At 66.4% G+C, this 16,657-nt stretch carries 13 protein-coding genes; 1 reads left to right on the top strand and 12 read right to left on the bottom strand.

All coding sequences use genetic code 11. The features are described 5' to 3' along the window. Positions 1-95: 95 nt before the first annotated feature. The 7 genes from lepB to QFZ41_RS17155 form a co-directional block, all read right to left on the bottom strand. Entirely contained in the window at positions 96-998 is a 903-nt protein-coding gene (lepB, locus tag QFZ41_RS17185; protein ID WP_429199851.1) for a signal peptidase I, read from the bottom strand. 98 nt (positions 999-1,096) lie between these two features. Further along, positions 1,097-2,887: a translation elongation factor 4 gene (gene lepA / locus QFZ41_RS17180; RefSeq protein WP_429199850.1), complete on the bottom strand. Its 1,791-nt coding sequence runs from the start codon at positions 2,885-2,887 to the stop codon at positions 1,097-1,099. A 128-nt stretch (positions 2,888-3,015) separates the two neighbouring features. Next, positions 3,016-4,437, bottom strand: coding sequence for a DegQ family serine endoprotease (locus QFZ41_RS17175; RefSeq protein WP_429199849.1), 1,422 nt, complete (start codon positions 4,435-4,437; stop codon positions 3,016-3,018). 127 nt (positions 4,438-4,564) lie between these two features. Further along, positions 4,565-5,215, bottom strand: coding sequence for a sigma-E factor negative regulatory protein (locus tag QFZ41_RS17170; protein WP_429199848.1), 651 nt, complete (start codon positions 5,213-5,215; stop codon positions 4,565-4,567). Further along, positions 5,212-5,808: an RNA polymerase sigma factor RpoE gene (rpoE, locus tag QFZ41_RS17165; protein WP_306846319.1), complete on the bottom strand. Its 597-nt coding sequence runs from the start codon at positions 5,806-5,808 to the stop codon at positions 5,212-5,214. Before rpoE ends, QFZ41_RS17170 begins: the two co-directional genes overlap by 4 nt. Positions 5,809-5,898: 90 nt before the next feature. After that, complete coding sequence (locus QFZ41_RS17160; RefSeq protein ID WP_429199847.1) at positions 5,899-8,418, bottom strand: putative bifunctional diguanylate cyclase/phosphodiesterase; 2,520 nt, start codon at positions 8,416-8,418, stop codon at positions 5,899-5,901. Between the two features lie 13 nt (positions 8,419-8,431). Continuing rightward, entirely contained in the window at positions 8,432-8,914 is a 483-nt protein-coding gene (locus QFZ41_RS17155) for a hypothetical protein (protein WP_429199846.1), read from the bottom strand. A 162-nt stretch (positions 8,915-9,076) separates the two neighbouring features. Between QFZ41_RS17155 and QFZ41_RS17150 the strand changes: the two genes are divergently transcribed. After that, a complete protein-coding gene (locus QFZ41_RS17150; protein ID WP_429199845.1) occupies positions 9,077-11,134 on the top strand; it encodes a 3-hydroxyacyl-CoA dehydrogenase NAD-binding domain-containing protein in 2,058 nt (685 codons plus the stop codon). A gap of 164 nt (positions 11,135-11,298) precedes the next feature. Here QFZ41_RS17150 and QFZ41_RS17145 read toward each other — a convergent pair whose 3' ends face one another. The 5 genes from QFZ41_RS17145 to QFZ41_RS17125 form a co-directional block, all read right to left on the bottom strand. Continuing rightward, positions 11,299-11,973 (bottom strand): DUF2058 domain-containing protein, encoded by a 675-nt coding sequence (locus QFZ41_RS17145; protein WP_429199844.1) that lies wholly within the window; start codon positions 11,971-11,973, stop codon positions 11,299-11,301. 24 nt (positions 11,974-11,997) lie between these two features. Beyond that, positions 11,998-12,210, bottom strand: coding sequence for a SlyX family protein (locus QFZ41_RS17140; protein ID WP_429199843.1), 213 nt, complete (start codon positions 12,208-12,210; stop codon positions 11,998-12,000). Next, positions 12,203-13,552, bottom strand: coding sequence for a UDP-glucose dehydrogenase family protein (locus QFZ41_RS17135; RefSeq protein ID WP_429199842.1), 1,350 nt, complete (start codon positions 13,550-13,552; stop codon positions 12,203-12,205). Before QFZ41_RS17135 ends, QFZ41_RS17140 begins: the two co-directional genes overlap by 8 nt. Before the next feature lie 274 nt (positions 13,553-13,826). Next, entirely contained in the window at positions 13,827-14,609 is a 783-nt protein-coding gene (locus QFZ41_RS17130; protein WP_306846304.1) for an FKBP-type peptidyl-prolyl cis-trans isomerase, read from the bottom strand. A 163-nt stretch (positions 14,610-14,772) separates the two neighbouring features. Further along, positions 14,773-16,533, bottom strand: coding sequence for a cation:proton antiporter (locus QFZ41_RS17125; protein ID WP_429199841.1), 1,761 nt, complete (start codon positions 16,531-16,533; stop codon positions 14,773-14,775). Positions 16,534-16,657: the final 124 nt, after the last annotated feature.

The raw sequence follows: 16,657 nt of genomic DNA, 5'->3' as shown, positions 1-16,657 counted from the left end.
AATGCGCGCGGGGCGCGATATGCGCCCCGCAGCGGAGATTACCTTGTCCGGCGCCATCCGCAACGCCCGCCGGCGTGACGGAGGCCTCCGTTCGGTCAATGGATGACCTTGCCCATCTTGGAGAAATCGAGCCAGCCGTTGCCCGGGCCGCGCCAGGCGAGCCAGACGAAGAACGCCTTGCCGACCAGGTTCTGCTCGGGCATGCAGCCCCACCAGCGGCTGTCGGTGCTGTTCATGCGGTTGTCGCCCATGACGATATAGCAGCCCTTGGGCACCTCGGACGGGACGGACGCGTTGGGGATGTCCTGGGGCATGTTGAAGGCCGGGGTCAGCGCGATCGTATGGTTGATGCTGCCCAGGTGCTCCGTGTACAGCTTCGACCCGTAGGTCATCAGCAGGCGGTCCTCGGGGCGGTTCATGCTGCCCTTGAACGGGCCGATCTCGTCGGCTCCCACACGCTCGCCATTGATATACAGCTCGCTGCCGCGGGTTTCGATACGGTCGCCCGGGAGGCCGATCACCCGCTTGATCCAGTTCTCGCTGGGAACGGGGGCGTGCGGGTCCTGGCAGGAGATGTCGCCACTGCGGATGGCCTTGCCGTTTTCGTCCTTGCACACGTAGCCGGGGAAGCGGAACACCACGACGTCACCGCGGCGGGGCTCGCCGTTCTCGACCAGCTTGTTGTTGAAGGCCGGCATGCGCAGGCCATAGGCGAACTTGTTTACCAGGATGAAATCGCCGACATCGAGCGTGGGCATCATCGAGCCGGAGGGAATCCGGAAGGGCTCGGCCACGAACGAACGCAGGATGAGCACCACCAGGATCACCGGGAACAGGGAACGCGCCCAGTCGACCGGCCAGGGTTCGGGCTGCTCCGTACCGGCGGCGTCCGCCCGGGCGCGGCGCGCCTTCACCAGGAACAGGCGATCGAACAGCCAGATCACTCCGAAGAGGACCGTGAGGCCGAGTAGGATCGCCGAAAAATCGAATGCCGCCATGCCAACTCCATCAGTCGTGTCGAGGGGCCGTGAGGCCCATTCCGGCGCATCCGGCGCCGGGGTTCCATAGGTGAAACGTCATGCCGCGACGGCGGCGCTTACTTGTCCACCTTGAGCACGGCCAGGAACGCTTCCTGTGGGATTTCCACGCTGCCGACCTGCTTCATGCGTTTCTTGCCTTCCTTTTGCTTCTCAAGCAGCTTCTTCTTGCGCGACACGTCGCCGCCGTAGCACTTGGCGAGAACGTTCTTGCGCAGCGCCTTCACCGTGGAGCGGGCGATGACGGCCGCACCGATCGCCGCCTGGATGGCCACGTCGAACTGCTGGCGCGGAATCAGATCCTTCATCCGTTCCACAAGTTCCCGCCCGCGGCGGTCGGCATGCGAACGATGCACGATCAGGCTGAGCGCGTCCACGCGGTCGCCATTGATCAGGATGTCCACGCGCACGAACGGGCCCGCGTCGAAGCGGTCAAGGTGATAGTCCATGGACGCGTAGCCGCGCGAGACGGATTTCAGCCGGTCGAAGAAGTCGAGGACGACCTCGGCCAGCGGCAGTTCGTAGGTGACCTGGACCTGGGTGGCCAGGTACTGGATGCTCCGCTGCACGCCGCGCTTCTCTTCGCACAGCTTGATCACGTTGCCGACGTAGTCGCCCGGCGTGAGGATGGTCGCGACGATGATCGGTTCGCGGATCTCGGTGATCTGCTGCGGTGGCGGAAGCTTCGCCGGGTTGTCCATGGCGAGCACGCTGCCATCGGTCTTCAGCACTTCGTAGACCACGGTGGGCGCCGTGGTGATGAGATCGAGGTCGTACTCGCGTTCCAGGCGCTCCTGCACGATTTCCATGTGCAGCATGCCGAGGAAGCCGCAACGGAAACCGAAGCCCATCGCCTCGGAGCTTTCCGGCTCGAAGAACATGGCGGCGTCGTTGAGGCGCAGTTTGTCCAGCGCCTCGCGCAGCGCGGGGTAATCGTCGGCCGACACCGGGAAGAGACCGGCGAAGACGCGCGGTTTCATGGTCTGGAAGCCCGGCAGCGGGGCCGCCGCCGGCTTGCCCGCGTGGGTGAGCGTATCGCCCACGGGAGCGCCATGGACGTCCTTGATCGAAGCGTTGATCCAGCCGACCTCGCCGGCCGCGAGCCGTTCGAGCTTCTTTCGCTTCGGCGTGAACACGCCGACGTCGTCGACCAGGTGCGTGCGCCCCGTGGACATGACCAGGATCTTGTCGCCGGGGCGGATTTCGCCCTGCATGACGCGGACCAGCGACACCACGCCGAGGTAGTTGTCGAACCAGGAGTCGATGATCAACGCCTGTAACTTGTCCGTGTCGCCCGGCTTCGGCGCGGGAATGCGCTGAATGATGGCTTCCAGTACCTCGACCACGTTCTGGCCGGTCTTCGCGCTGACCGGGATCGCGTCGCTGGCGTCGAGGCCGATGACGGCCTCGATCTCGGCCTTGGCCTTGTCGATGTCCGCCGTGGGCAGGTCGATCTTGTTGAGGACCGGGATCACCTCCAGGCCCTGCTCGATCGCCGTGTAGCAGTTGGCCACGGATTGAGCCTCGACGCCTTGCGCGGCGTCGACGACGAGCAGCGCGCCTTCGCACGCGGACAACGAGCGGCTGACCTCGTACGAGAAGTCGACGTGCCCGGGGGTGTCGATGAAGTTCAGCTGGTAGGTCTTGCCGTCGCGCGCCGTATACGGCAGCGATACCGACTGGGCCTTGATGGTGATGCCGCGCTCGCGTTCGATCGGATTGTTGTCGAGCACCTGCGCTTCCATTTCGCGCTCGGACAATCCGCCGCACAACTGGATGATGCGGTCGGCCAGGGTCGACTTGCCGTGGTCGATGTGGGCAATGATGGAGAAGTTGCGGATGAGTTCCATGGAGCGCCGTGGTCACGTTCACCATCGCTCGCGGCGCGAACGACGCGCACCGGCCCTTTTGGCCGCTGCGAATCCAGCATTATCGCATGGAAGGCCGACCGCCGCCGAACGGCGGCCGGCCGGGACCCTCAGCGTTCGCTGGGGACGGTGACCCCGACGAAGCGGGTGGAATCGTCGCGGCGGACCAGCAGCATGGCCGTGTCGCCCGGCTTGATGCCCTTCACGGCGTCACGGAAGGCGGCGGCGCTGCCGACACGCTTCTGGTTGACCATGAGGATCACGTCGCCCGATTGAAGGCCGGCACTCGCCGCGGCGCGCCCGGTGATCCGGCTGACCACGACGCCCTCGCCCGCTTTCAGGCCGAGTTCCGCGCGGGCCGAAACATCGATGTCCTGCACCGACATGCCCAGGGCGGCGGCCGAACCGCCGGCCGACCCTTCGTCGCCACCGGCCGCGGCGGCCAGGGCGCTCTTGTCGCGCGGCAACTCGCCAACCTTGACATCGAGCACCTGCTTCTTGTGGTCGCGCAGGATCTCCACCTTCGCCGTGGAGCCCGGCTTGGTGATGCCGACCAGGGGCGGCAGGTCCGGCGACTGGGTGATCGGCGTGCCGTTGAACGAGAGGATCACGTCGCCCTGCTTGATGCCCGCCTTGTCGGCACCGCTACCCGGCGTGACCTGGGCCACCAGGGCACCGTTGGCGTCGGGGAGGTCGAGGTTCTTCACGAACTGGTCGACGGGCTGCACGGTGACGCCGAGCATGCCCCGCGAGACATAACCCTTCTCCTTGATCTGCTGCACGACGTTCATCGCCACGTCGATGGGGATCGAGAACGAAAGCCCCTGGTAGCCACCCGATGTGGAGTAGATCTGCGAGTTCACACCGATGACCTGGCCTTGCAGGTTGAACAACGGGCCACCCGAATTGCCGCGGTTGATCGGCACGTCGGTCTGGATGAAGGAAGTGTAGGGCTGGTCGCCGCTGCCGAGGTTGCGACCGACGGCGCTTACGATGCCATGCGTCACGGTGGCATCGAGACCGAACGGCGAGCCGATGGCGAGGGCCCACTGGCCACGCTTCACGGTGCGCGAGTCGCCGATGGCGACCGTGGGAAGCGAGCTGCCGTCCACCTTCAACAACGCGATGTCGTACTGCGGGTCCTTGCCCACGACCTTCGCGGTGAAGGTACGGCGATCCTGCAGGCGGACCTTCACCTCGTCGGCGTCGTCGACGACATGATCATTGGTGAGGATGTAGCCGTCCGCGGAGATAATGAAGCCCGAGCCCAGCGAGGTCTGCTCACGCGGCGGCATCGGCATGCCTGGCATGCCGAAGAAGCGCCGCAGCAGTTCTTCCTGGTCGTCGGGTGCCGCGTCGGGCCCGCTGCGGGCCTTGCGGGCCGCGCCCGTCGTCTTCGCCTCCACGTGAACCACGGCGGGCGCGTACTTCTCGACGATGCCGGTGAAATCCGGCAACGATTGCGCCTGCGTGCCTGCCGTCACCAAGAGCAGTGCGCCACCGAGTAGCGCGCGTGCTTGCCAGAGAGCCATCGATTTCCTCCTTTTTACCTAACCACGGCTGCCCGTGCGAGGAATGACCCCGCACGTTTCGTTACTGGAACCTGGAGAATAAGCGCGCCTGGGGACGTCAGGCGCGCGTGGAACACGCGACCGCGGCTCAACGAGCCTGCGGTACGACGACCGGCTGCACATACCGGGTACCGTCGGGACGGATCATCAGCATGTAGCCATTGCCTTCCGGGGTCGCGGCGGCCCGGGCGCGATGTATCTGGTAAGGCGTGGAACGCGGCAGGTAGGCCGCGGCTCCGCCGTCTTCCGAACTGTCGAAAGCGGCCTTCTGCGTGAACTGGGAGGCCATGCTGCCGCCACTGAGCCACTGCGGCGCGACGGGTGCCGCTGCGGGTGGGGGCGTGGCATCGGCCACCGGCGAATCGCCCACCAGAGGAGCGCGCTGGGCGATATCCGGCGTGCCGGAGCGGTTGTTGCCCGCCGGCTGGGAGATCATCAGGGCGGCGACCGCCACGCTGGCGGCGATGGCGCCACCCGCGGACCAGTGCAGCCAGCGACGGCGAGGCGCCGTCATCGCGACGGGCTCGGCCTCGATGGCGGCCATGACCCGGCTGGCGAAGTCGCTGGAGACCAGCGGCGCACCCTGCTTGCGCAGGCCGTCACGTGCCACGTGGAAGCGCGCCCACGTATCGGCGAGGACCGGATCGGCCTCGAGACGACGTAGCAGGAAGCGGATTTCCTCCCGTGACAGCTCTCCGTCCATACCGGCGGAGAGAATTTCCCGATTGGCTTCGCTCATGGGTTGTGGTCCTCGCGGTCGGACAACAGCGGCCGCAGTTTCTGGTCGATGGCTTCACGAGCCCTGAAAATACGCGAACGGACGGTTCCGATGGGACAGTCCATGATGACGGCAATCTCCTCGTAGCTCTTGCCATCCACCTCGCGCAGGGTAATCGCGGCCCGAAGTTCTTCGGGCAAGGCTTGGACAGTGGAAAACACCGTTTGTTCCACCTGTTCGCGCATCATTTCACGCTCGGGCGTGGCGCTCTCGTGCATACGGGTGGCCCCGGGCACGTAGACGGCGTCCTCGATGTCGATATCGCCGGTGGGGGGACGGCGGCCCATGGCCACCAGGTGGTTCTTGGCCGTGTTCACGGCGATCTTGTAGAGCCAGGTATAAAACGCGCTTTCGCCCCGGAACGACTTCAACGCGCGCCACGCGCGCACGAAGGCCTCCTGGGCGATGTCCTCGCACTCGGTCCGGTCGTGCACGTAGCGCGAGATCAGCGCGATGACCTTGTGCTGGTACTTGCGGACCAGCAGGTCGAAGGCGCGGCGATCCCCTTGCTGCACCCGTTCGACAAGTGCTTGATCCAATTCGTTTTCGCCCATCCGGGCCGTCTCCTCAACTCTATCGGGGCCAGTCGCGGGCGCAGCTGAGACATGCGGACGCCGTGCAAGTTCATTCTGACCGACAGGGTATCAGGCCGGGACCGCCTGTCCTTCGTGCACGAGGCGCTCGCGTTCTGCCAGCAGCTTCTCGAAACTGGGGACGGGTAGCGGCCGGCAGAAGAGGTAGCCCTGCAATTCGTCGCAGCCGTTCGCGCGAAGGAATTGCAGGTGTTGTTCGATCTCCACGCCCTCGGCCACCACGCCGCGCTTGAGCCGGTGGGCCATGTCGATGGTGGCGCGGACGATGGCTTCATCGTCGGGGTCCACGCCGATGTTGCGGACGAAGCTCTGGTCGATCTTGATCCGGTCGGCGGGCAGCCGGCGCAGGTAGTCCAGCGACGCGGCGCCGGTGCCGAAGTCGTCGATGGCGATGCCGCAACCCATCGCATGCAGCGCATCGAGCGTCTCCACCAGATGCGGCACGGTCTTCACGCTGATGCTCTCGGTGACCTCGAGTTCGAGTTGCCGCGGGTCGAGCCCCGTGTCATGCAGCGCGGAAGCCACGACGGCGGCGAGGTTCTGCTGCATGAGCTGCACCGCCGACAGGTTCACGCCGATCCGCAGGCCCAGCCCATAGCGGGCGTCCCACGCCTTGGCCTGCGCGCAGGCGGTGCGCAGCACCCACTCGCCGATCGGAACGATCAAGCCACTGGCTTCGGCCAGTGGGATGAAGAACGCCGGGCTGATCATGCCCAGTTCCGGATGCTCCCAGCGGACCAGCGCCTCCATGCCAATGATGTCCTCGGTGACGGCGTCGACCTGCGGCTGGTAGAACACACGCAATTCGTCGTTGCGTACCGCGTGACGCAGGCGGACCTTCAGCTCGGCCTGCTGTTGCTGCGCGGCGTCGACATTGGCGGCATATACCTGGTAGTTGTTGCGGCCGAGGCTCTTCGCGCCGTACATCGCCTCGTCGGCATGGCGCAGGAGCAATTCCCCGTCGACGGCGTCGTCGGGAAAATATGAAATGCCGACGGAAATCGTCGCCTGGAGTTCGGAGCCATCGTCCAGCGACAACGGCACCTCCATCGCCTGCACCACCTTTTCGGCGATGCGCAGCACGTCGTCGCGCTTGATGATGTGGCGCAGGATCAGGGTGAACTCGTCGCCCGCGTAACGGGCCACGGTGTCGGAGGCGCGCACGCTGGCCCGCAGTCGCCTGGCCAGGGCGGTCAGCACCTGGTCGCCCACGGTGTGGCCGAGCGTTTCGTTGATGTTCTTGAAGCGGTCGAGGTCGACCAGCAGCGTGGCGAAGCACTCGCCCGTACGTCCCGCCTCGCGGATCGTGGTCTCGAGGCGGTCATTGAAGAGCAGCCGGTTTGGCAGGCCCGTGAGCGTATCGATGAGCCCCCGCACCCGGCCCTGCTCTCGCGCCCGGCGCAATTCGAGCGCGGAGGCGAAGCGCGCGGTGGCCGCACGCAACGCGGGACCGAGGACACGGGCGTCACCCGCGGAGCGGCGGCGGCCGGCGAGCAAGGCGCCCAGCACGCTGCGCCGTTCGTCCAGGAGTGGCAGCAGCATGTAGGAACGCAGGCCCAGCGCCTCGATGAGGGGATCCGCCGCCGGCGCCTCTTCACCGTGCCCGAGGCGCGACAGCGTCTCGCCGGCCAGACACACCTTGAGCAAAGGTAGGTCGGCGGCGTCGGGCCATTCCACCGGACCCGGTCCGTTCCATATCCGCGCCAGCACCTCCGGCCCGTGTTCGCTCTCGGGAAGCGCCGACCAAACGGCGACGACGTCGAGTTCGAGGGCATCGGCGAGCATCGCCGCGGCCTCGCCCATGCCTTCGTCGTCACTGGGGCATGCGTCCAGCACCGCAAGCAGGGACAACGCGCGCTCCGCCATGTCCACGGCGCGCATGTCACGGAAGCCCACGGCGATCCGGTGTTCGCCGCGCTCCACGACGTGGCGCACGTCGACCTCGCCGCCTATGTCGCCACCGTCATGGCGGCGCAACGTACACGCGAGCCGGTCGCCGTCCGGCACCGGCCACGCACGGCCATCGGCGAGCGAGAAGAGTTCCGTCAACAGGCGGCCCTGGACGGGGCCGTCGCCGGCGCAGAGGACGTCCATGGCCGCGCCGCTCTCGACGACGCATCCTTCCGGCGTCGAGGCGAGCACCCAGGCGGCGCCGGCATCGAAAGCGAAGCGCCAGTCCGGTGGCTGCGGTCCTTCGGCGACGGGCGCTGGCGCACGAACGGCCGCGCGTACGCGCTGGGCCAGTTCGACGCCGATGGATCCCTCGCGCAGCCAGTCGACGACGCCGTCGGGAGCCACGCCCGGCAGATCGTCGATGACGTGGACGACCGGCACCGCGGCATAACGGGACGACGCTCGCAGGATGCGCAGGCCCTGGACCATGTCCGCGCTGCCATCGGCGCCGAAGACGACCACGTGCAAGGGAGGTTCGTCGGCGAGAAGCGCCTCCAGTTGCGTGGCGTCGCGCGCGCTCAGCAGCACGAAATCCCCTTCCACGTCGAGCGCGTCGAACGCCGCCCGGCGGACATCCCGCCGCGGCGTGAAAATGAGCACGCCGGTGGATTCGTCCATGCGCGTCATCCGCTCAGACCACCCAACGGCCGTCGCGCAGCCGGGGGGCGGCAGAACGCGCGTGCCAGTCCGCTTCCACGCGCACCACGTCGTTCTCGAAAGTGGCGAGCAGGCTCGGGCTCGCCCCGATGAGGACCACCCGGCGGACATGTCCGGTCTGGGCGCGCGAAAGTTGCCGTAAAAGCGCACCGTCGGTGGCGCTGGGCACGCCGGGAGGCATGTCGAGGAGGTAAACGCCGAAGTGCAGGCTCTGCGAGATGTAGCGCAGGGCGTCACCGAGCCGCAGGCAGCCCGGCACGCGCATCTGCGCGTCGCGCAGGCTCACCAGGCCCTCCGCGTGGCGCCACAGGTACACGGCCTGCCCGGTGCGCCGCGCGACCAGCCGGAACTGTTCCACCAGCAGGGCCGTGTCGTTCGTCTTCAGGGCGACCAGGGGTCCCGAGGCCGACAGAATGCGGTCGAAGACATCGTTTCCTACGTTGGCATCCACGGACATCGGCGATCGGTCGGCTTGAGTGGCGCGAAGTATCCGCCCAACATGGGCCCCGCGCCAGCCATCCCGCCGCCGCCCCCGCGGCGCACCATACGGTGGGGCATCTCGCATTCGGCCCGGCGGGAAGGTATGGTGATGCGCTCATTCGCCACCGTACGACCCGCCATGTTCGAAGGACTCCGATTCAAGCACTGGAAGACCAGCGTGGGCGACGACGGCATCGTCGTCCTCACCCTCGACCGCGAGGGCGCCAGCGCCAATGCGCTGTCGCGCGAGGTGCTCGACGAACTGGACACGCTCGTCGAGCGCCTGGCCATCGAAAATCCCAAGGGTGTCGTCATCCACTCCGCGAAACCCATGGGCTTCGCCGTGGGCGCCGATATCCGGGAATTCGTGGAATACGCGCAGACCGGCACCGTGCTCGACAACATCGAGAACGGCCAGCGCGTCTTCGAAAGCCTCGCCCGCCTGCCCTGCCCGACGGTCGCCGCGATCCATGGCGCGTGCATGGGCGGCGGCACCGAACTGGCGCTGGCCTGCCGCCTGCGCATCGCCGCCGACGACGACGCGACGAAGATCGGCCTGCCCGAGGTCATGCTCGGCATCCATCCGGGTTGGGGTGGCAGCGCCCGCCTGCCGCGCCTGATCGGCGCGCCGGACGCGTTGCCCGCGATGCTCACCGGCAAGCCGTTCAACGCGCGACGCGCGAAAGCCGTGGGCCTGGTCGACCGCCTCGCCCGCCCGGATGAACTGCTGTCGGAAGCACGGGACCTGGCCAGGCGGCCACAGGCGCGGCCGTTCGCGCTGCGGGCCAAGGCGTGGGCCACCAACACGCTGCCCGCCCGGGCGATACTCGCGCCGATGGTGCGCAAGCAGACGGCCGCCAAGGTACGCCGGGAACATTATCCCGCCCCCTTCGCGCTGATCGACGTCTGGGCGCGCGGCGGCGGCAATATCCAGCAACGCCTCAAGCTCGAGGCGAAGTCGGTGGCGAAGCTGGCCACGACGTCGACCGCGCGCAACCTCATCCGCATCTTCTTCCTGCAGGAGCGCCTGAAGGGACTCGGCGGCGGAACCGACCATGGCATCAAGCACGTGCATATCGTGGGTGCCGGCACCATGGGCGGAGACATCGCCGCGTGGTCGGCGCTGAAAGGTTTCGACGTGACGCTGCAAGACCGCGAATCGCGCTTCATCGAGCCTGCCATCAAGCGTGCACGCGCATTGTTCGAGAAGAAGCTGAAGGCACCGGCCAAGGTCGACGCCGCGGTGGCGCGCCTGCGTGCCGACGTGGAAGGCAAGGGTGTCGCCGATGCGGACCTCGCCATCGAGGCCATCTTCGAGAACCCCGAAGCCAAGCACGCGCTCTACGCCGCCATCGAACCGCAATTCCAGGCCGACGAGATCCTCGCCAGCAACACGTCGTCCATTCCGCTGGACGAACTTCGCCAGGGCCTGAAAGCGCCGCAGCGTTTCCTCGGCCTGCACTTCTTCAATCCCGTGGCGCAGATGCCGCTGGTGGAAGTGGTACGCCACGACGCGCTCGACCCCGCGATCGAGAAGCGCGCGCTCGCCTTCTGCAAGGCGATCGGCAAGCTTCCGGTGCCGGTGAAGGGAACGCCGGGCTTCCTGGTCAATCGCATCCTCATGCCGTACCTGATGGAAGCGATGCGCCTGTACAACGAAGGCGTGCCGGGGCCGGTGCTCGACCGTGAAGCGAAGAAGTTCGGCATGCCCATGGGGCCCATCGAACTGGCCGACACCGTCGGCCTCGACGTCTGCGCTTCGGTAGGCAAGGAACTGGCGCCCTTCCTCGGCCTGGAGATTCCGCAGGGCCTGGAAGATCGCCTCGCCGCGAACAAGCGCGGCAAGAAGGATGGCGAGGGCCTGTACGTATGGAAGGATGGCAAGCCGGACAAACCGGAAGTCGATCCGGACTACGTGCCGCCGGCGGACATCCAGGACCGCATGATCCTGCCGATGATCAACGAGGCCATCGCCTGCCTGGCCGAAAACGTGGTCGACGATGCCGATCTGCTCGACGCGGGCGTGATCTTCGGCACGGGCTTCGCTCCCTTCCGTGGCGGCCCCATCCAGTACGTGCGCAGCGAAGGCCTGGCCGCGGTGCGCGAGCGCCTGGCGAAGCTTGAGCAGAAGCACGGCGCGCGCTTCGCCCGGAAGGAAGGCTGGGAGAACCCGGAGCTGACCGCACCTGCGGCTTAGCTCGCTGGCTGGCTACTCGAGGCTCCGAGCCATCGCCGACAGGGTCGGCTCCCACCAAGGCCTTCGCAGGTCTCCCACCAGGGCCTGCGCAGGTCTTGGGTGGGAGCCGACCCTGTCGGCGATGCTCTTGGTGGGAAGCCGCTTCAGCGGCGATCAACGCAGCCTCACCACATCAAATCGTCAGGCACCCCATCGTCCGACTCGTCCACCGCGTTCGGATCGACCATCAACGCGATGAACTCCGGCGCGATGCCGCGCAGTTCCTCGATCACCACCTTGTCCACCACCAGGTAACGCCCGCCCTGCTGCACCACGCCAAGCTCTCCGGCGTTCAAGGCGGCCAGCTGCGCGGCGTCCACGTATACGCGGCGAATCTTCTCTCCATACGGGAAATGACGCACCTGGTCGGCGTCGGGCAGGTTCAGCGCCTTGCCCTTGAGAAATTCCTCGACCTTGCGCTTCTTCTCCTTGCGCAATCGCGCCTGTTCGGCCGCTTCCGCTTCCAGCTTGCGGCGTTCGGCGGCTTCGTTCTGCGCGCGGATCGCATAGGCCTTGGCGAGGTCGATCTCGCCGTCCTTGCGCGGCGTACGCTGCGTGGGCGCGCCCGGGCTACCCACGTGACGCGGCGGACGGCCGCCCTGGTTCGGGCCGCCCTTGTTCCTGGCGTTGCCGCCACCCTGGGGCTTGCCGCCCTGTTTCGGGCGATCGCCCGCATACGGCTGGCCGCTGGCGGACGAATTGCCACCCTGCCGTGCCGGCGGAGCGGACTTCCGTTTCTCCTCGCGGACTTCCTTTACCAGGCCGCTCTTCAACAACTGGTCGCGCAGGGACTCTGCCATGATCGGTAAGACTCGTTCGAATGCTTAGTAGTGCGGCGGCGGGGGTTCGTTGGCGGCGTCGCCGCCGAGCCCCGCGCGCATGTTCACGAGGTCCGAGCGCAGGTCGCGCACGGCTCGTTCCAGGAGGTCGAGCCGACGGGCGATTTCCGCGTCGGCCGATGAAAGCGCATTGACGGTGTCGTCGATGAAGGCGAGGCGCACCTCCAGTTCGACCACGCGTTCATCCAGCTCAGCCATGGTCGTGCCCCGCGAGGCTACGGCCGCGACCGATGCCGTAGTACGCGATGCCTGCTTCCTCGACCACGGCCGGGTCGTAGAGATTGCGGCCATCGAAAATCACCGGTGAGGCGAGCAGGGATTTCACGCGGCCGAAATCCGGGCTGCGGAACGCTTTCCATTCAGTGACGATGACCAGCGCGTCGGCGCCTTCGAGCGCCGCATACGGACGCTCGACGAGCACGAGGTCGTCACGCTCGCCATAGATGCGGCGCGTTTCTTCCGCGGCTTCCGGGTCGAAGGCGCGGACACTGGCCCCGGCTTCCCACAGTTGCTCCATGAGGCGGCGGCTCGATGCTTCACGCATGTCGTCGGTGTTCGGCTTGAAGGCGAGGCCCCAGACGGCGATGGTGCGGCCCTTCAGCTTGCCGCCGAAGTGTTTGGACAGCAGGGCGAAAAGGCGCGACTTCTGCGCATCGTTCACCGCTTCCACGGCGTCGAGCAGGCGTGCCTCGTAACCGACCGACTGCGCGGTGCGCGCCAGCGCCTGCACGTCTTTCGGGAAGCAGGAGCCGCCGTAGCCCGCGCCGGGATAAATGAAGTGGTAACCGATACGCGGATCGGCACCGATACCCTGGCGCACGAGCTCGACATCGGCACCGACATGCTCGGCGATGTTCGCGATCTCGTTCATGAAGCTGATCTTCGTCGCCAGCATCGCGTTCGCGGCGTACTTGGTGAGTTCGGCCGAGCGCTCGTCCATCACGACCATGCGGTCGTGGTTGCGATTGAACGCCGCGTACAGTTTCCGCAGCACGCGGATGGCCTTCTGGCTGGATGCACCGACGATGATGCGGTCCGGACGCAGGCAATCTTCGACGGCGTCGCCTTCCTTCAGGAATTCGGGGTTGGAAACGACGTCGAACGGCACGTCGACGCCGCGCTCTTCCAGCCGTGCGGCCACCGCGGCGCGCACGCGGTCGGCGGTGCCCACGGGCACGGTCGACTTGTTCACCACCACGGTATAACGATCGATGTGGTCGCCTATGGTTTTCGCCACGGCCAGCACGTATTGAAGATCGGCGCTGCCATCTTCATCGGGGGGCGTGCCCACCGCGATGAACACGATGTCGGCATGGGCGATGGCGGGTGCGGCATCCGTCGTGAAATCGAGCCGCCCGTCCGCATGGTTGCGGATGACCATCGGCTCCAGGCCCGGCTCGTAAATGGGAACGTCGCCCTGCTTCAACCGTTCGACCTTGCCGGCATCGACGTCCACGCAGACGACATGGTTGCCCATCTCGGCAAGGCAGGCGCCCGTGACGAGGCCCACATAGCCGGTTCCAAAGATCGTGACTTTCATGAAGCTCCCGGAGCGTTCGACAGGCGCGTCGTAACGGGCAATTGTAGTCCTGCACGCGCGGCAAACAAACCAGATCGGCCTTGGTGGGAGCAGCCCCCTGGTGGGAGCCGACCCTGTCGGCGAATTGGGTGCTTGCCTCAACCTGGCCCGCTGCCGCGGGATCGCCGACAAGGTCGGCTCCCACCGGGGTGTGCCGAGACCCTGGGCTCCCACCAAAGAAAAAGGGCGCGGATCGCTCCGCGCCCTTTCGATGTCGCCGGTAAGCCTTTAAGGCTTACTTGCCACCCTGCGGCGCGGCACCCGGAGCACCCGGGCCCTGGCCAGCCGGGGTCGGGCCGGTCTTGAGCAGTTCGACGTCGAAGATGATCGTCGCGTTCGGCGGGAAGCCATTTTCCGGCTTGGCGCCATAAGCGATGTTCGACGGGATGAACAGCTTGTACTTGCCGCCGGTCTGCATCAGCTGCAGGCCTTCGCGGAAGCCCGGGATCACCGCGGCGAGCGGGATCTGGGCCGGACCGGCCGGCTGGTGGTCGGCCGAGGAGTCGAACTTCTCGCCGTTCACGAAGGTGCCGGTGTAGTTGATGGTCACGGTGTCGTTCGGACCCGGACGCTGGCCGGTACCGGCCTGGACGACCTGGTACTGCAGGCCCGAGGACGTGACCTTCACGCCCGCAGCCGACTTGTTCTTGGCCAGGAACGCATCGCCTTCCTGCTTGTTCTGGGCGGCGACCTTGTTGTATTCGGCCTCGGCCTTGACCTTCAGCTGGGCGACGAACGCTTCGCGAACCGACTTGGCCTCGGCTTCCGACATGGTCGGCTTCTGGCCCGACAGCGCAGCCTGCAGTGCCTTGGCGACCGTGGCGGCATCGACTTCCTTCGCGACGAGCGGCGGAAGCGAGCTGGCGAGGTCCCAACCCACGACATAGCTGGCCTTCTGTTTATCGACCGGTGCCGCGGAGGCAGCCGGCTTGGCGGCCTGGGCGGATGCGCCCGCGGCCGTACCCAGCGCAACCGCCAGGGCGACGGCCGTCATCGTGGGACGCAAAAAGTGCTTCATTCGGTACTCCCTCTCTAGAAAGATCGGCGACGCCGCCGGTACACCTCCTTGTGGAGGCGGAAACGCCATTGTGCGGTGGTTCGCGCCCTGCTTGCAATGACGGGGCGAGAGACAAGGTTTCACATGAAAAGTTCAGGAACCTTTCATCGAAATGAGTACTGCGTCACTCGTGGCGGTCCTGCCCCGGCTTTTCGAGGGTATCGCGGATCGCGGCCTGGAGCCGGGCGTGGACCTGGACCAGCCCCCTCCAGAGCAGCCAGGTGAGGCCTATTCCGATCAGGACCAGGACCAGCGCGACCTCCCGTGGCGGCAGGATGGTCGATGCCAGCGCCGCGACCAGCAGACCTATCACCAGCATGACCACCAGGGGGATGATCCGGGCCAGCACCGAGCGGATCGTGTAGGTGCGGGCGCCGAACCGGTCCGGAATGGACAATTCCGCCAAGAGCATGCCCAGGGCCCCGGCCTTGCGATAGGTTGCCACGACCATCGGCAGGGAGAGCAGCGCCGCCATCGACCAGGCCAGGCTGCGCTGCACCGTCGGCCGGTCGCTGAACATGTCCAGGTGCAGGAAACCCCGGCGATAGACGAAGGCCACGATGATGAACACGGCGACCACCAGCGCCGTGTTGATGATCACGTGCCAGACCAGCCGGCGGATCATCTTCATCACGATGGCGCCCTGCCCTTGCAGGCCGAGATTGCCCATCCATTCCGTGTAGGCGGTGAACACCCCGGTGAATCGCGAGGGCAAGGTCCGGCCCATGAATCGCGCGAGCGGGTCCGATGAACGGATGAGATAAGGCGTCAGGAAGGTGGTGATGGCAGAAACCGCCACGGCCACCGGATAGAGGAAATCGCTGGTCACCTTGAGCGTCAGGCCGAGCGAGGCGATGACGAACGAGAACTCGCCGATCTGGGCCAGGCCCATGCCTACGCGAAGCGACGTGCGCCCGTCGTTGCCAGCCACGAAACTGCCGAAACTGCAGGTGATGACCTTGCCCAGCACCACCGCGATCGTCACCACGGTGATCGGCCAGGCGTATTTCAGCAGGAGATCCGGATCGATGAGCATGCCGATGGCGACGAAGAAGATCGCGCTGAACATATCGCGCACGGGCATCACGATGCGCTCGATCCGCCCCACGCTTTCCGATTCCGCGACGATCGCGCCGATCATGAAGGCACCCAGCGCGACGCTGTAGCCCATTTCCGTCACCAGCAGGCAGAAGCCGAAGCAGATGCCGAGCACCGCCACCAGCAGCACGTCGTTGCGGCTCACCCGCGCGATGTAGTCGACCACGCGAGGCACGAGCAGCAGACCCACCACGAGCGACACCGCCATGAACAAGCCGAGCCGGCCGACCGCCGCCAGCGCCTGCCCCGCTTCGACGCCGCCCGTGCCGGCGATACCGGTCAGCAAGGCCATGAGGACGATCGCCAGCAGGTCCTCGACGATGAGGATGCCGAACATCAACTGGGCGAATCGCTCGCGCTTCAGGCCCAGGTCTTCCAACGCCTTCATGATGATCGTGGTCGAGGAGATCGAAAGCATCGCGCCGAGGAACAGCGAATCCATGGCGGACCAGCCGAAGAAACGGCCGATCTCGTAGCCGATCCACACCATCAGCACGATTTCCGCGAAGGCGGCGACCAGCGCGGCGCCGCCCACCGCCCGCAACTTCTTCAGGCTGAACTCCAGGCCCAATGCGAACAACAGGAGGATCATGCCCAGCTCGGACAGGGTGCGGATCGTTTCCTCGTCGTGGATGAAGATCACCGGCAACGTATGCGGACCGATGAGCACGCCGGCGATGATGTAACCGAGCACCACGGGCTGCCTGAGGCGCTGGAAAAGCACCGTCGTGAGTCCGGCGACGAGCATCACCGTCGCCAGGTCCTGGATGAAAACGATGCCGTGCATGCCTGTCCCTGTAGGTATGGACGGACAGGTTAACCGGTGTGCCGTCGCCGGGGCACGCGGGTCGAAAGAAAGCGGTGGAACGCCTTTCGCCGCAAGTGCGCGCCAGGTCTGGGCATTCTTCCTT

The organism is Luteibacter sp. W1I16, from assembly GCF_050434905.1.
GTDB lineage: Bacteria > Pseudomonadota > Gammaproteobacteria > Xanthomonadales > Rhodanobacteraceae > Luteibacter.
This window is presented reverse-complemented; position numbering and strand designations above follow the sequence as displayed.

Bases quoted from the DNA above. Each gene is read 5' to 3' on its own strand.
- lepB (WP_429199851.1), bottom strand. From the start codon at position 998: ATGGCGGCATTCGATTTTTCGGCGATCCTACTCGGCCTCACGGTCCTC.
- lepA (WP_429199850.1), bottom strand. From the start codon at position 2,887: ATGGAACTCATCCGCAACTTCTCCATCATTGCCCACATCGACCACGGC.
- QFZ41_RS17175 (WP_429199849.1), bottom strand. From the start codon at position 4,437: ATGGCTCTCTGGCAAGCACGCGCGCTACTCGGTGGCGCACTGCTCTTG.
- QFZ41_RS17170 (WP_429199848.1), bottom strand. From the start codon at position 5,215: ATGAGCGAAGCCAATCGGGAAATTCTCTCCGCCGGTATGGACGGAGAG.
- rpoE (WP_306846319.1), bottom strand. From the start codon at position 5,808: ATGGGCGAAAACGAATTGGATCAAGCACTTGTCGAACGGGTGCAGCAA.
- QFZ41_RS17160 (WP_429199847.1), bottom strand. From the start codon at position 8,418: ATGGACGAATCCACCGGCGTGCTCATTTTCACGCCGCGGCGGGATGTC.
- QFZ41_RS17155 (WP_429199846.1), bottom strand. From the start codon at position 8,914: ATGTCCGTGGATGCCAACGTAGGAAACGATGTCTTCGACCGCATTCTG.
- QFZ41_RS17150 (WP_429199845.1), top strand. From the start codon at position 9,077: ATGTTCGAAGGACTCCGATTCAAGCACTGGAAGACCAGCGTGGGCGAC.
- QFZ41_RS17145 (WP_429199844.1), bottom strand. From the start codon at position 11,973: ATGGCAGAGTCCCTGCGCGACCAGTTGTTGAAGAGCGGCCTGGTAAAG.
- QFZ41_RS17140 (WP_429199843.1), bottom strand. From the start codon at position 12,210: ATGGCTGAGCTGGATGAACGCGTGGTCGAACTGGAGGTGCGCCTCGCC.
- QFZ41_RS17135 (WP_429199842.1), bottom strand. From the start codon at position 13,552: ATGAAAGTCACGATCTTTGGAACCGGCTATGTGGGCCTCGTCACGGGC.
- QFZ41_RS17130 (WP_306846304.1), bottom strand. From the start codon at position 14,609: ATGAAGCACTTTTTGCGTCCCACGATGACGGCCGTCGCCCTGGCGGTT.
- QFZ41_RS17125 (WP_429199841.1), bottom strand. From the start codon at position 16,533: ATGCACGGCATCGTTTTCATCCAGGACCTGGCGACGGTGATGCTCGTC.